This window comes from Arthrobacter sp. efr-133-R2A-63 (assembly GCF_030209795.1).
GTDB lineage: Bacteria > Actinomycetota > Actinomycetes > Actinomycetales > Micrococcaceae > Arthrobacter > Arthrobacter bambusae_A.
Map to the genome: position 1 here is coordinate 25,497 of NZ_JARVRG010000037.1, position 14,011 is coordinate 39,507.

Consider the following 14,011-nt stretch of genomic DNA (forward strand, 5'->3'; position numbering starts at 1 on the left):
GGACTGCGATCTGCGACTCCCAGCATGCACTGACACTCAGTTTCATGTCAAGGAACTCGATGTCAGCGAGGGAAGAATTAGGCCAGGGCATCCCGGACCGCTTGAAGGATTTCTTCCGTGCCCGCTGCCGGATCCAGGACAGCGACCACGACGGCGGGGCGCCCGCTTTCCGCGGGCGGCGCACCGACCGGCCCTCCACCAGTCTCGGCGGCTGAAGCACGAGCAAAGGTATCGGCCAGGGCACCCAATTCGCGCCCGAGCCGGGCGGCCAACCCGGGGACCTCAGCTTCCCGCGCCTCGCGCTCCACGCTCCCGACGCGCTCCGCACCCGCCGCGCGTTCTCCGGCAGAAACCGCCCGCAGCCATTGGCGCAGGACGCTGTTGTGCACCGCGACCACCGAAGCAGCAAAGGCCACAGCCGTGGCCTCCCGGCTTTCGCCTTCGGGCAACGCGGAAAGCAGATGATTCCGAAAAGCCCGCTGATAGCGATGCGTCATCACCAGTTCGCGGTCACGGAGGGCCGGCACTCGATGGAGGAGTTCGTAACGCGCCAGGGAAGTTTCCCGACTACCCACGTGGTGGTTGAAGACAAGGAGAGCCGCGTCCACGACGGCACGGAACGGATCCGCCGTCGTTCCGGATAGGAACTCCTGGACCCGCGCGAGAATACGGTCGTGATCGGCGAAAACGATGTCCTCTTTGGAACCGAACTTGCGGAAAAACGTGCTCCGGCTGATCCCGGCGGCTTCGGCGAGGTCGTCCACGGACGTCGCGTCGTAGCCCTGCCGCACCAGCAGCTCGATTGCCGCGGACACGGCGGGGCCGGGATCCGGATTGGCGGGGTAGTTGACCATAGGCGTGAATCTAACACGGCGGCGTAACCGCACGGCCCCGAGCGCGGCTAGGCTTCTGCCATGGCATTGATAGCTCCCCGCGTGACGCCCGGCTTGACCGCGGACGACGCCCGGAACCTGGCGCGCTCCCTCCAAGACAGCAACGACATCACCGTCTTCGTCGACGGCACAGTCCACCGCCTTCCGGACGAGGCGAGGGACGCCGTCGTCGACCTCCTTGGCAGGCTCGGCCGGGGCGAAGCGGTGACCGTCAGCAGCGTCGAGGAAATGCTCACGACGTCGCGGGCGGCTGAGCTCGCGGGAATATCGCACACCTACCTGCGGAACATGACCGACCGTGGCGAAATCCCGGTCGAATACCGCGGCACGCATCGCCGCATCAGGCTCGCGGACATCATGGCGTGGCTGGAAACCCAGAAGAAGACCGCCACAGCAGAAGAGGAAAGCAACAGGTAGAAAGCTAGGCGAGGGGCGCCTTCCCGCGGACGAGGACGGCCGGCCGCTCACCTGCCGGGCGCCGTGGAACGGGGCGGTTCTTCGTGGGCGGGGTCGGGCGCGACGCCGCCCACGTCGCGGGACTCATCGCCGGGCGGAGCCGACAAAAACCGGTCACCCAGCCCGTTATCCAAATGTGACTTTGCATGCCGGCTGTTGTACCGTCGAGGGGCGACCCAGTCCCCACCGGGCCGCTTCCGGGTTGACGCCGAGCTCTGCCGCAACCCGGAATCCGCCAGACCCGCGGCAGAGACGGGGGACCCAGAGTCTCCGGGCCTATTTCTCCACAGGCCCTTGGGGTGAAGCCGCCAAGCGCGGCCGGACGGCCTCGTCCGAACCCGACAGCTAACCTCGAAGGCGTTGAGAGGCAATCACCATGTCCCCAACCATGGATCAGCCTCGCCGTGCCCAAGTGCCGAGCGAGAGCACCAAGCCAACCGGACGTCGTCGGGCCAAAGACGGCAGACCGCTCGTTGCGGCACCCGCTTCTGAACCTTTGAGTTCGACGCCGGAGCCCACCCCCGCGGCAACCCCGACGACGGCGGTGCCCACCACGCGTGCGGCCGCCCGCGCGGCCGAACGCGAGCGCGCTGCCCAAGCCAACGAAACCGCAGCGATTCCGACGGTAGCTCCTGCGACGATGGCTGCAGCGACCGCGGCTGCCGCAACAGCAGCCGCCTCGACTGCCGAGCCAGCCAAGACCGAGAGCGCAGCTACAACGGCACTCCCGGCGGCAGCCCGCGCCGGCGTCGGCCCGGCCTCGTTTACCGGCTCGTCATTCAGCCACGAACCGCACGCCGTCCTCAAGAAAGCTGCCAGCATCCGGACGATGAGCAACCGCATGGCAGTGGTTGCAGGCGCCGTAGGCATCTTGTTGACCGCCGGGTCCCTGGGCCAAGCCCTTGAGCTGCCCTTTTTCGGCCAGGAATCCCGCACGCAGGATGCTTCCAGTACGGACAGCCAGGGTTCCGCGCCGTCCGGCGCCCCTTCCACGACGGCGAGTGCTTCCCCCAGCGCCGCAGCATCACCTTCGGCATCTACCCCAAGCGCCAAGGCCGGCCAGACCACCGCGGACCCCGCCCAACATTCGCCGCAAGGACCCGCCCCAGCCCAACCGTCGGGCGTCCCGGGACCATCGATTTCGGTCCAGGTCCCGTCCGCGATCCCGTCGGCATTGCCCCCGAGCCTCGCGCCGGTGCCCGTTCCTTCCGTTCCGGTTCCGGCCCAGCCTGCCCCTGCGCCCAGCCCGGCTCCCGGCGGGCCGACCACCCCCGCCCCGACTCCAACGCAGACTGACACGCCGTCCCCCGCGCCAACAGGTTCTTGGAGGCCACGGACCCCGGCCAGTCCCAGTCCTGCTCCCACGCCGCAACCCACCCAATCAGGCGTTGATCTTGGGTCGATTTTGGATGCTGCAACCGGGGTCCTGCAATGAGGATGGGACAGCATCGAACACCTGCCGTCGAGTGGCATGGGCGATGCTGCGAAAGCAACCGTACGCAGATGCTTCAGTACCGCCCGGACCGCTGGCGCTGCAGCATTCAGTCGAGGCAGTTCAACAAGTAGGCCAGCGCGGCTTCGGGTCTAGCGGCGTCAAATCCGCGGACGGCCCGCCCAACGGCGCGCTTTGAGCGCTGCGTGGAGTTCGAGCCGGGTGGCACCATTCAGCGGATCGGCGCCGATGAGCTGGCGAACCCTCGCCAGCCGGTTGTAGATGCTGCTGCGGTGCAAGTGGAGCTTCGCGGCCACGTCCTGCACAGAGCCGTCGCTGTCGTAGAGCAGTTCGAGCACGGGCAGGAGCTCTCCGTTTCGATCGGCATCCTCGACCTCTTGGAAATGTGCCGAGCCCGAATCGTCCCAGCCACCGGGCGCCTGAAGCCGTTCGAACAATTGGTAGATACCGGCCGAACTGCTGTCCACCAGCTCGCCCAGCGGAGGGTCGACGGCGGCAGCCTGGGCCGCGAGCTTCGACTGCCGGTAGGCCCTGCCCAGCTGGCGGATGACTGAAAACGGCTCGCTGATGCCCAGAATGACGCGGTCCACTTTCCGGCCGGCGCGCTTGGCGAGTTCCAGCTGATAGTGGACCAGGACCTGGGCGTGTTCTGCCCGCCCGCCGGTTTCGCGGAACAACAGGACCGAGTGGGTCTCGGTGCCGGCGCTGAATAGCACGGAATCGACCCCGATAGTAGCCTGCAGCGCGGCGGAACGGTGCGTCAGGGTCGCCGCGATTGGATCCGAGACGCCTCCACTGTCCGCGGCGTCGAGGACGGTGACCAGCTGCCATGGTCCCTTGCCCTGGATTTCCTTCCATCCCGCCACGGCGGGCACCGCGTTGGACTCGCCCTGGCATGCGGCGAGGAATTCCTGCTCACGTCGACGCCGGAACTCCGACTCGGCCGTGTTGGAATCGAGCAGCAACCCGGCGAGGAGGTCCAACTCGTCCCGGACGCCCGGCAATTCGGCGAGTATCGCCGTCGCGGTCTGCTCGTCAAGATCCTGCTGGACCCAGAGGTACCCGACGCGGAATCCGCGCACCAGCAGCGGGACGCAGACGCGCCCCACCATCCCGAGGTCCGCATTGGCGGGCACGACGACGGGACGCACTGCGGTAGCGATGCCGTGCGAGAGCTGCCAGGCACTGACGTCCACCGGGACACGCTTGCTCAGGAGGAAGTTCACGCGCACCCGGTCGGCGTGGGACTGGTTGGAGCTGTAGGCGAGCAACACGCCGTCGAGGTCCTCCAGGGAGAGGCCGCGGCCCAACTTGAGTGCGACATCCTCGACGATTTTCTCCACGTCTTGTTGCATGGAGAAAACACTACTTTGCCGGACGAACATCAGGCGACACCTGACGCTCTCAATATCGACAAATGTCGATCCTCGAGCGGTAAAAACCCCGGAATTCCGGGGAAGCCCGCATCCGTGACGATCGCCTTTGCTGTCGCCTGGCTCACAGCGGATTTATTCTGGAATCACAGTCCCCCGCAGCGAAAAAGGCCGTCGAAGCCTTTCGAAGATGGAGCCCAAAATGATCATCGGTGTCCCCAAAGAGATCAAGAACAACGAATTCCGCGTTGCCATCACGGCCGCGGGCGTTCACGAATTCCGCACCCACGGCCACACCGTGCTGGTGGAACGGGGCGCAGGCCTGGGCTCCGGTATCACGGACGAGGAATACGCGGTTGCCGGCGCGGAGATCGTGGTTGAAGCCGACGACGTCTGGGCACGCGCCGACATGGTCATGAAGGTCAAGGAACCCATCAGCGCCGAGTACCACCGCTTCCGCAAGGGCCTGATCCTCTTCACCTACCTGCACCTGGCCGCAGAGCCCGAGCTGACCCAGGAACTCATCAACTCCGGCGTCACGGCCATCGCTTACGAAACCGTCCAGGACGGCCGCGCTCTGCCCTTGCTGGCACCGATGTCCGAGGTCGCCGGCCGCCTGTCGGTCGTCGTCGGCGCTTCCTCCCTCATGGCTCCAGCCGGTGGCAAGGGCGTGTTGCTGGGTGGCGTCCCGGGTGTCCGTCCGGCCAAGGTCGTTGTCCTCGGCGCCGGTGTTGCCGGTACCAATGCTGCCGCGATGGCTCTTGGCTTGGGCGCCGAGGTCACCATCCTCGACATCAACATCAACCGCCTCCGCGAACTGGATGCCCTCTACCAGGGCCGCCTGAAGACGGTCGCATCCAACGCGTACGAGATCGAGAAGTCAGTGGTTGACGCCGACCTCGTCATCGGTTCCGTGCTGATCCCGGGCGCCAAGGCCCCCAAGCTGGTCACCAACGAGCTGGTTTCCCGCATGAAGGCCGGCTCCGTGCTAGTGGACATCGCGGTGGACCAGGGCGGCTGCTTCGAGGACACGCACCCCACCACGCACCAGGAACCCACGTACAAGGTCCACAACACGATCTTCTACTGCGTCGCCAACATGCCCGGCGCCGTTCCGAACACCTCCACCTACGCCCTGACCAACGTCACCCTGCGCTACGCAGTGTCGCTGGCCAACCTCGGCGTCAGGGCCGCATTCGACCGCGACCCTGCCCTGGCCGCCGGCCTCAACATCGCGGGAGGCCACGTGGCTCACCACTCGGTTTCCGAGGCGCACAACCTGCCCCTCGTCGCCGACTGGCACAACCTGGTCTCGGCATAGTTTCTCTCCGCCTCGAGCCCGACGGCGGGGTGCGGCTTCCATGGGAAGCGGCACCCCGCCGTTGTAGTTTTTGTGGAGACGGACGAATATCGGCTTCATCCAAGCCTGGTTAGCCACAAGCGCGCCGGGCTGTTGGAACCATGGCCGGACCCAACGGTAGCGACCGAGACCGTATGGTTCCCCTTGCCTGACGGGACCGATAATGTGACCTACTGGGAAGGACGGAACGGACGGCTTGAGTCCGCTAGCCCAGGAGTTCGCAGCCATGGGTTGCCTCATCGACGTTCTTTCGCCCCATTTGACGCCGTTGTCCTGCGCTCCGGAAGATCAAGAAGGGATGCAGCTAACGTCGGTGGCACTTTCTTTGCCCTTCCCAAAAATTTTCAAAATTTTTTCGGTTCTTTCGCTTGGACGGATCTTTTCGGCCCAAAATGTCGTAGGTCCCTGAAATGCTTTGGTTATGGCCGGTATTCGGGGAACGCAGCTGATCGGATCGGGTGCGCCTTCGGGCGGTGCGGGTCCGGAGGCTGCCGTGCCGGGCGTCCGCGTGCACGAGCTGATCGGCGCCGTTGCTTCGCTTCGGCCAGGTTCCGACCGCGCCGAATTGATCAACCAGTTGCGTGCCCTGGAAGACTTGAAGTCCGCGGCAGCGGCCGCGCAGGCGAGGATCGCGGTGGCGTTCGATGCCGTCCAGCGCAGCGCCGACGCCGCGGCCGGTGTCCCGGCCGACGAACGCGGACGCGGCGTCGCAGCCCAGGTGGCTTTGGCCCGGCGGGAATCCCCCGCCAAAGGATCCCGGCTCCTCGGACTCGCGAAGGCGCTGGTCACCGAAATGCCGCGCACCCTCGCAGCCTTGAATACCGGGCAGTTGAACGAGTGGCGCGCCACCCTGCTCGTGAAGGAAACAGCCTGCCTGTCCGCCGAGGACCGCTGCGCCGTGGACGAGGAACTCGCCGCCGACACCGGCACCTTCGACGGCGCCGGAGACAAAGCCATCCTCGCGGCCGCCCGGGCCGCGGCCTACCGGCGGGACCCCCGCACCGTCACCCAACGCGCCAGCCACGCCGCCACCGAACGGCACGTCAGCCTCCGCCCGGCACCGGACACCATGACCTACCTGACCGCGCTGCTTCCCGTCGCCCAAGGAGTGGCCGTGCACGCTGCCCTGTCCCGGCACGCCGACACCCTCCGCAACGCCGGAGAGGACACCCGCACCCGGGGACAGATCATGGCCGACACCTTGGTCGAACGCACCACCGGCACCCCCGCAGGGATCAGCGGGGTCGAGGTCCAGCTCGTCATGACCGACCGCACCCTCTTCCAAAGCGACGCCGAACCAGCCCGGCTCCCCGGCTACGGCATCGTCCCCGCCGGCTGGGCACGGAAACTCCTCAACGACAGCAGCGGCCATGGAACGTCCGCTCCAGGTCAGACCGAGGACGGCCAAACAGGTCCCGGCCACAATCACGAATTGAAGGTCTGGCTCCGGCGCCTCTACACCGCACCCGCAACCGGGGAACTGGTCGGCGTCGACTCCCGCGCCCGGCTCTTCCCGCCCGGGCTGCGGCGCTTCATCCAGGCCCGCGACGACACCTGCCGCACCCCCTACTGCGACGCACCCATCAGACACATCGACCACATCATCCCCTGGCACCACGGCGGCACCACCAACCTGACCAACGGGGCAGGACTCTGCGAAGCCTGCAACCACACCAAAGAACTCAACGGCTGGACAGCAACAACCGGTATCGGGAAGCGGCATGTCCTCGACATCCGCACCCCCACCGGTCATACCTACCAATCAACAGCCCCGCCCCTGCCAGGAATCGGGATACAAGGCACAAACCCTCCGCATTCCGGACGCCACCGACGCCGGCTACGACACCAAGCAAAGGCACTGAAGTACGCCCACGTCACCGAACTAAACGCCCCTGAGCGGCTCAGGCGCGCGGGGAGTGTCTGAATAACGGTGGATTCAGGGTTGGCCTGACACGCCGGGCAGCGTGCCTGGCGGGGAGGACTGACTGTGAGCGAAACACTGGATCCCATGGCGACTGATGTGGATCAGCACGAGTTGGCGCAGCAGCTTCTGGCCCAGGCCAAGGAGCAGGGAATTGAGCTCGTCGGACCCGACGGGCTGTTGAACCGACTAACGAAAAACGTCCTTGAAACCGCCCTGGAGGCGGAGATGGAGGACCACCTGGGTTACGAGAAGCACGATGTAGCCGGGCGCGGGAGCGGAAATTCCCGCAACGGCACACGCACGAAGACGGTGCTGACGGAGATCGGGCCGGTAGAGATCGATGTGCCGAGGGACACCGGTTCGACGTTCGAGCCGCAGATCATCAAGAAACGGCAGCGGCGCCTGACCGGGGTGGACGAGATCGTGTTGTCGCTGAGCGCGAAGGGGCTCACGACCGGGGAAATCGCCGCCCACTTCGATGATGTCTACGGCGCGAGAGTTTCGAAGGACACGATCTCCCGGATCACTGAAAAGGTCATTGCCGAGATGGTCGAGTGGCAGAACCGGCCCCTGGACCGGGTCTACCCGGTGGTGTTCATTGACGCGATTCACGTCAAGATCCGCGACGGGCAGGTCACGAACCGCCCGGTCTATGTCGCGATCGGGGTGAGCACCGGCGGTGAGCGGGACATCCTGGGCCTGTGGGCAGGCGACGGCGGGGAAGGCGCCAAGTTCTGGCTCTCCGTGCTGACTGAGATCAAGAACCGGGGCGTAGAGGATGTCTGCATCAGCGTCTGCGACGGGCTCAAAGGCCTGCCCGAGGCCATCAACACCGTCTGGGAGCGGGCCGTGGTCCAGACCTGCATTGTCCATCTGATCCGCAACACCTTCCGCTTCGCGGCCCGGCAGTACCGGGACGAAGTGGCACGTGACCTGCGCCCGGTCTACACGGCACCGTCCGAGGCCGCAGCCAAGGAACGTTTCGTGGAGTTCTCCGCCAAATGGGGTCGGCAGTACCCGGCGATCACCCGGCTGTGGGAGAACACGTGGAGTGAATTCGTGCCGTTCCTGGACTATGACGTCGAAATCCGGCGGGTCATTTGCAGCACGAACGCGATCGAATCGCTCAACGCCCGCTACCGGCGCGCGGTCCGGGCCAGAGGTCACTTCCCGACGGAGCAGGCAGCCCTGAAGTGCCTTTACCTGGCAACCCGGGCACTGGACCCGGCCGGCAAAGGCAGGGCACGATGGGCCATGCGATGGAAGCCGGCCCTCAACGCCTTCGCCATCACCTTCGAAGGAAGAATCAACTAAATGCCAATCCCGAATCCACCGTTAAACGGACAGTCCCGGCGCGCGCGCCGCCGGCTACGGCTTGACCGGGTTGCCCGGGAGGATCTCGGAGGGAACGGGCTGAGGCAACGGCAGCGTCGGCGATGGGACCACCGGCGTCGGGATCGTGATGGGTCCGGAGCGGCCTTTGGCGACGTCTTGCAGTCCCTTGCGCGGATCCGAGTCGGACCCTGAAGCGATATGGCTGGGAGTCGCGCGTGGCGATGGATGCGTGTTGTTGCCTTGTACATCAGGGCTGGACGACTCCGGGGAAGGCGACGCAGGATTGCCCGCCCCCCGGGTAGGCACGGGACCTGGCTCCGGGCGCGTTCCCTGCTGTTGCGGAGCGTTCCCGCCCGATCCAGGGGTGAGCTGGGCGACGACCGACCCCACCACGGCGCCCAAGTGTTCAATCGTTCCTGGAATGCCGCCCTCGGACGCAGCCGCGGCGGTAGCCCCGGCGGCGAGGGAAGCCGCAACGGCAACGGCGGCGAAGGTCAAACGGCCCTTTTTGCGGCGACGAGCGGCCAGTTCATCTACAGGAGCAGCCGCGGCGCCGGAAGCCGTCTCTCCAGAGGTAACGGCCTCGGCCGCCCCGACATCGGAGACAGGCATGATCGCCACGCGGCCGGGAGCCATCAAGGCTTGCACAGCTGCCGATGGCTGCGGCCGGGTGCTCGCCAGGGCGCGCAGTTCCAGCAGCTCTGTCCGGATCTCGTATGCTTCGTCGAGCCCGGCTTCAGCGAGCAGGCGGTCAACGCCTTGCTCCCCGAAGGATGCGGATTTTTCGCTCATGATGTGCCATTCCTTAGTAGCGCACGTTCTCTTAGTGCACTCAATGCCCTGCGCTGCAACTGCTTCACGGCTCCTTGGGACTTGCCCATGATGGCCGCTGTTTCTTCCAACGACAGGTCGGCAACGACCCGTAGTGCAAGGACCTCCCGGTAGTCGGGGTTGAGGTCGGCCAGTAGCTCCGTCACTCCCAGGCCTTCCCCGTGCCCGAATGCCTGGTCCTCGGCCGAAGGCGCGCTTCGCGCATCCAGGTCGGCTTCATACGGGGCGGAATCAGGTGTGCGTTCACGCTTGCGGTAGTGATCCACCATTCGCGCGTGCGCTATGGAGAAGAGCAAGGTCCTGGCCCCCTGGAGTCCTCCTCGGAGGGAATCCAGTTTGGGATAGAGAGCCAGGAACACGTCCTGGGTAACTGCTTCCGGATCGTCTACGCCGCGGGCGCGCAGGTATCCAAATACCGGTCCGGAAAACTCGTTGTAGGCAGCCGTGAAGAGCAGTGCGGGATCTTCTTCATCCGCCTGCAAGTATTCATCAGCCAAAGGGTCAAGCACCCGCGACCCCTCCATCCCACGCAGCGGGGTCATCGTCCCTGGCCTGGGAAACGACCACCGCCACAGTCTGTTGCGTCGCGGGGCTCCTTGTCATTTAGCCAAGGAGCCCCGCCGTTCAAGCGTAGCCGCAGTGTTACGGGCTGACAGAATCGGACGGCACGTGCACCGGTGCGGTCGGAACGTGGGACGGCACAGCCGGGACGGCCGGTACAGCGGGGACGGCCGGTGCAGACGGAACTGCGGGAACAGCAGGCACAGCAGGCAATGCGGCGTTTCCATTTGCGTCGACCTTGGCGGAAGCGGATCCGTCAGCCTTCAAGCCGGCAGCCTTGCCTTCGCTCACCACAGTGGCGCAGTGTGCGTTGACGTTGGCCTCTCCGCCAGCTGCAACGACGAGTGACGAGTAGCCAGGCACCTTGGTGTCGGCCTTCAGGCCGCCGTTGAGGAGAGCGGTGCAAAGACCGAACGCGTCCGGCGAGGTGGCCTTGGCAGACGCAGCTGCTGCGGCAGCCTTGGACTTTGCGTCATCGACGGCGTCCGTGGCCTTGGACTTGGCGTCGGCAGCAGCGTCAGTGGCCTTGGACGTTGCCATCTGTGACGCGTCGGCCGTCTTGGACTCTGCGGAATCGGCTGCTTTTGACGCGGTCGGAGCCGGGGCTCCGAGCAGCTCGTGGGCGCTCTTCTGCATATCGTTGGGAAGCGCTCCATTGAAGGCTGCGACGCCGGTTCCGCCAACCGCTACAGCTCCGGCGGCAAGGACGCCGGCGGCGATTTTGCTGGTGGCAAGGACAGTGAACAAGGACATGAAACCCTCCGACAAACGTTTTGGGACTGCTCCGGCAGCGGTCGTGTCGCTACTGGATGATCAGTGCGGACGTTGCCCACACTCCCCTTACATCGCTGACGGTCCCGGCGAGGTTACGCCCGATTCAAAAAAACTTTCAGGCCAGTGTCCTGGCCTGCTCAATCAGCTTGAGTACCTCGACTGGGCCAGCCGGATCCACGGGGAGCGGCAAGGCGGAGGCGGCACCGCCGTCGGCGATCTTCTCCCCAAGGATCCGGTAGAACTCCTGGTAGGCGCCGCGCTCGGTGGGTACCGTGCTCCGCACGCCGTCGATTTCCAGGGTTCCGTAGTGGTGCGGATCGTCGACGCCGTAGGCGCCGTCCGTGGGCCGGCCGCCCGACACGATGAACGGTTCCTGCGGATCGATCCCGAACTTCACGAAGCCGCCCTTGCTGCCCAGGACGCGGAAGCGCGGAGCGTGAAGCTGGCTGTTGACGTTCATGGCGACGTGGCTGATCACGCCGGAAGCATGCTTGAGGACCAGGAAGACGTCGTCATCGGCTTTTTCCTGAGGCCTTCGGGCCAGGATTTCGGCATGGATGACTTCAGCAGGCCCGAACATCTGCACAGCCAGGTCCAGCAGGTGGGTTCCGAGGTCGAAGAGCAGCCCACCACCGTCGTCGGCTGTGGCACCAGCCTTCCACGCCTTGCTGATTTCGGGCGCCCAACGCTCCATCGAAGCTTCGCAGCGCATCACCTCGCCCAGCGTCCCGGCGTCGAGCAGCTTCTTCACGGTGAGGGCGTCGCCGTCCCAGCGGCGGTTTTGATAGACAGTAAGCACGCGGCCCAGCCGCGCGGCCAGCTCGATCAGCTCCTGCCCTTGCGTGCTGGTCACGGCAAACGGCTTGTCCACGACGACGTCGAGCCCGGCTTCCAGCGCGGCCTTCGCGAGCGGATGATGGGTCGCGGGCGGAGTGCCGAGCACCACGAGGTCCAGTTCGCCGGCGAGCGCCAAGACGTCCTCCGGGCCGTTCACGATCCTCGTGCCGGGATGCCGCTCCTGGGCTTTGGCCTGGCGGCCCGCGTCCGAAGTCGCGATCACCTCGAGCGAATACGCGGGATTGGCCGCGATGAACGGCGCGTGGAAGACGCTGCCGGAAAGGCCATAGCCGACGACGGCGGTGCGGATCGGTGTGAGGGTCATGCCGCTACGCTACCGGGCCAAGGTAGTCGGGCGAAGGTTATGTCAGCAGTCTTTCAGCAGGCGCGTGACGAGTTCCCGCCACGATGCCGCCAGTCGCTCCGCCGGGACTCCATGCGCGCGGAGGGCGTGGAGGATCCGCTCAGGATCGAGGGTGGCGCCGAGCGAAAGAGCCAGAAGCCAAGGATCGCGGTCCAGGCCCGCTTCCCTCAGCAGCATCTCGATGTGCCGGTGCCACAACACGACCGGCGGCGCGTCGTGCCGGTTTTGCGGGGAATGCTCGGCCGCGGCACGGGCCAGCTCTCCGTATTCTTCGACATACTTGATGCGCGCTTCGCCGAAGGCAATGAGGCGTTCACATGGGGGCGCTCCGGGGCCGAGCGGCGGTGGACCGAAGATGAACTCGCGCTGGAATTCCGCTTCGGCGTCGCTCAGGAGGGTCATCATGAGTCCCGCGCGGCTGCCGAAACGGCGGAAGACCGTTCCCTTCCCGACGTCGGCCCGGCACGCGAGCATGTCCATCGTGACGGCGTCCACTCCATGTTCGGCCACTAGGTCCCTGGCAGCTCGAAGGAGCCGTTCGCGGTTACGCGCGGCGTCACTGCGCTCCGGCTGTGTCCCGAAAGGCGAACCGGGCCGGATGGGGATGAGGCTCACAAAAACATTCTAGCCTTGGGAATATTAAGCGGACCGCAGTCCGTTTAGAATCTACGAAGGCAGCAAAAGCCTCCACAACCGAGCGCCTGCGGCACCGTCCGCGGCCAGACCCAAGGAGTTCCCATGTCCAAGAACACCGTTCTCGCCCTTGTTGGCAGCCTCCGCGCCGATTCCCATAACCGCAAGCTCGCCGAAGCCATCCAGCTCAACGCCCCCGAAAACGTCGAAGTACAGATCCACGGCTCCCTCGGCAACATCCCGTTCTACAATGAAGACATCGACGTCGAAGGCCAGGTTCCCGCCGAAGCCGCGGCCCTCCGCGCTGCGGCTGCCGAAGCTGACGCGATCCTCTTGGTCACGCCGGAACACAACGGCACCATGCCGGCATCGCTCAAGAACGCCATCGACTGGCTGTCCCGCCCGTTCGGCGCCGGTGCGCTGGCAGGCAAGCCCACCGCCGTCGTCGGCACCGCGTTCGGCCAGTTCGGCGGCGTCTGGGCGCAGGACGAGGCCCGCAAGGCAGCCGGCATCGCCGGCGCCAAGGTCCTCGAAGACGTCAAGCTTGCCGTTCCCGGCTCCATGATCCGCTTCGCTGAACTGCACCCGAAGGACGACGCCGAAGTTGTCGAGCAGATCAAGGCCATCTTCGAGCCGCTGACCGCCGTCCAGGAAGAAGTAGCAGCCTAGTCCTCCGGTATCCCAAGAATGCCCCCGTCCCGCCGTTGATGCGTGGGCGGGGGCATTCTTTGTCGATACGATGTCGGCATGGCCGATTACAACCGCCATGCCGAGGTCGACGCCTACCTTGAGGCCCTCCCGGATTGGCAACGCGACATTGCCGAGCAACTACGGGACCTCATCCATGAAGCCGAGCCCGGCATCGTCGAAACGATCAAGCGTCGCAGCCGGCCTTATTTCGTCCTCGACGGCAACGTTTGCGCGCTGCTGGCAGCCAAGGACCACGTCAACCTGTTCCTCTACGACGGCGCAATCGTCCCCGACCCGGACAACATCATCACCTCGGGACACGACAACAAGACCGCCCGGATGATCACCTTCCACCGGCACGAGCCGATTCCGCGCGCGCCCCTCATCACCATGCTGCGGCAGATCGCGGCGAACAACCGCGCAGGTGGCTGGAGAAAGATCAAGGGAACGGACTAGCCGGAACGGCTTCGCCACCAAAGCAAGAGCGTCACCGCGCCGCTACCATTCCGTGACGGAGCTGAGGCCGA

Annotated in this window: 14 protein-coding genes and 1 riboswitch; of the genes, 6 read left to right on the forward strand and 8 right to left on the reverse strand. The window is 65.7% G+C overall.

The annotated features are described in order from the left end of the window. Nucleotides 1-77 precede the first annotated feature (77 nt). The gene (locus tag QRN45_RS19135) at nucleotides 78-854 is read right to left on the reverse strand and encodes a TetR/AcrR family transcriptional regulator (protein WP_284764305.1); all 777 of its coding nucleotides are present in this window, start codon (nucleotides 852-854) and stop codon (nucleotides 78-80) included. 60 nt (nucleotides 855-914) lie between these two features. On the opposite strand from QRN45_RS19135, the gene QRN45_RS19140 reads away from it, so the two are divergent. Next, the gene (locus QRN45_RS19140) at nucleotides 915-1,310 is read left to right on the forward strand and encodes a helix-turn-helix domain-containing protein (protein WP_284764306.1); all 396 of its coding nucleotides are present in this window, start codon (nucleotides 915-917) and stop codon (nucleotides 1,308-1,310) included. Nucleotides 1,311-1,572: 262 nt separating this feature from the next. After that, a riboswitch (cyclic di-AMP (ydaO/yuaA leader) is annotated at nucleotides 1,573-1,723 on the forward strand. A gap of 19 nt (nucleotides 1,724-1,742) precedes the next feature. Here QRN45_RS19140 and QRN45_RS19145 read toward each other — a convergent pair. Both QRN45_RS19145 and QRN45_RS19150 read right to left on the reverse strand, forming a co-directional pair. Next, the gene (locus QRN45_RS19145) at nucleotides 1,743-2,714 is read right to left on the reverse strand and encodes a hypothetical protein (RefSeq protein ID WP_284764307.1); all 972 of its coding nucleotides are present in this window, start codon (nucleotides 2,712-2,714) and stop codon (nucleotides 1,743-1,745) included. Between the two features lie 228 nt (nucleotides 2,715-2,942). Continuing rightward, complete coding sequence (locus tag QRN45_RS19150) at nucleotides 2,943-4,157, reverse strand: PucR family transcriptional regulator (protein ID WP_284764308.1); 1,215 nt, start codon at nucleotides 4,155-4,157, stop codon at nucleotides 2,943-2,945. Between the two features lie 220 nt (nucleotides 4,158-4,377). Between QRN45_RS19150 and ald the strand changes: the two genes are divergently transcribed. From ald to QRN45_RS19165, 3 genes are all read left to right on the forward strand, one after another. Then, entirely contained in the window at nucleotides 4,378-5,496 is a 1,119-nt protein-coding gene (gene ald, locus QRN45_RS19155; RefSeq protein WP_284764309.1) for an alanine dehydrogenase, read from the forward strand. A 460-nt stretch (nucleotides 5,497-5,956) separates the two neighbouring features. Next, complete coding sequence (locus QRN45_RS19160) at nucleotides 5,957-7,459, forward strand: HNH endonuclease (RefSeq protein WP_284764310.1); 1,503 nt, start codon at nucleotides 5,957-5,959, stop codon at nucleotides 7,457-7,459. Between the two features lie 84 nt (nucleotides 7,460-7,543). Continuing rightward, nucleotides 7,544-8,773 carry an IS256 family transposase gene (locus QRN45_RS19165; RefSeq protein ID WP_241709780.1) on the forward strand — a complete coding sequence of 410 codons (1,230 nt, stop codon included), beginning with the start codon at nucleotides 7,544-7,546 and terminating at the stop codon, nucleotides 8,771-8,773. Nucleotides 8,774-8,827: 54 nt separating this feature from the next. Here the strand turns inward: QRN45_RS19165 and QRN45_RS19170 are convergent, their stop codons facing one another. The 5 genes from QRN45_RS19170 to QRN45_RS19190 form a co-directional block, all read right to left on the reverse strand. Further along, nucleotides 8,828-9,586, reverse strand: coding sequence for a hypothetical protein (locus tag QRN45_RS19170; protein WP_284764311.1), 759 nt, complete (start codon nucleotides 9,584-9,586; stop codon nucleotides 8,828-8,830). Further along, entirely contained in the window at nucleotides 9,583-10,134 is a 552-nt protein-coding gene (locus QRN45_RS19175; protein WP_241709781.1) for an RNA polymerase sigma factor, read from the reverse strand. Before QRN45_RS19175 ends, QRN45_RS19170 begins: the two co-directional genes overlap by 4 nt. Before the next feature lie 133 nt (nucleotides 10,135-10,267). Continuing rightward, nucleotides 10,268-10,939, reverse strand: a complete 672-nt coding sequence (locus QRN45_RS19180) for a hypothetical protein (RefSeq protein WP_284764312.1) — start codon at nucleotides 10,937-10,939, stop codon at nucleotides 10,268-10,270. Nucleotides 10,940-11,075: 136 nt separating this feature from the next. Continuing rightward, entirely contained in the window at nucleotides 11,076-12,122 is a 1,047-nt protein-coding gene (locus QRN45_RS19185; RefSeq protein WP_284764313.1) for a Gfo/Idh/MocA family protein, read from the reverse strand. Between the two features lie 42 nt (nucleotides 12,123-12,164). Beyond that, nucleotides 12,165-12,776 carry a TetR/AcrR family transcriptional regulator gene (locus QRN45_RS19190; protein ID WP_241709729.1) on the reverse strand — a complete coding sequence of 204 codons (612 nt, stop codon included), beginning with the start codon at nucleotides 12,774-12,776 and terminating at the stop codon, nucleotides 12,165-12,167. Nucleotides 12,777-12,899: 123 nt separating this feature from the next. Between QRN45_RS19190 and QRN45_RS19195 the strand changes: the two genes are divergently transcribed. Then, entirely contained in the window at nucleotides 12,900-13,463 is a 564-nt protein-coding gene (locus QRN45_RS19195; RefSeq protein ID WP_078107237.1) for an NAD(P)H-dependent oxidoreductase, read from the forward strand. A gap of 78 nt (nucleotides 13,464-13,541) precedes the next feature. Next, complete coding sequence (locus tag QRN45_RS19200) at nucleotides 13,542-13,940, forward strand: DUF1801 domain-containing protein (RefSeq protein WP_284764314.1); 399 nt, start codon at nucleotides 13,542-13,544, stop codon at nucleotides 13,938-13,940. Nucleotides 13,941-14,011 lie beyond the last annotated feature (71 nt).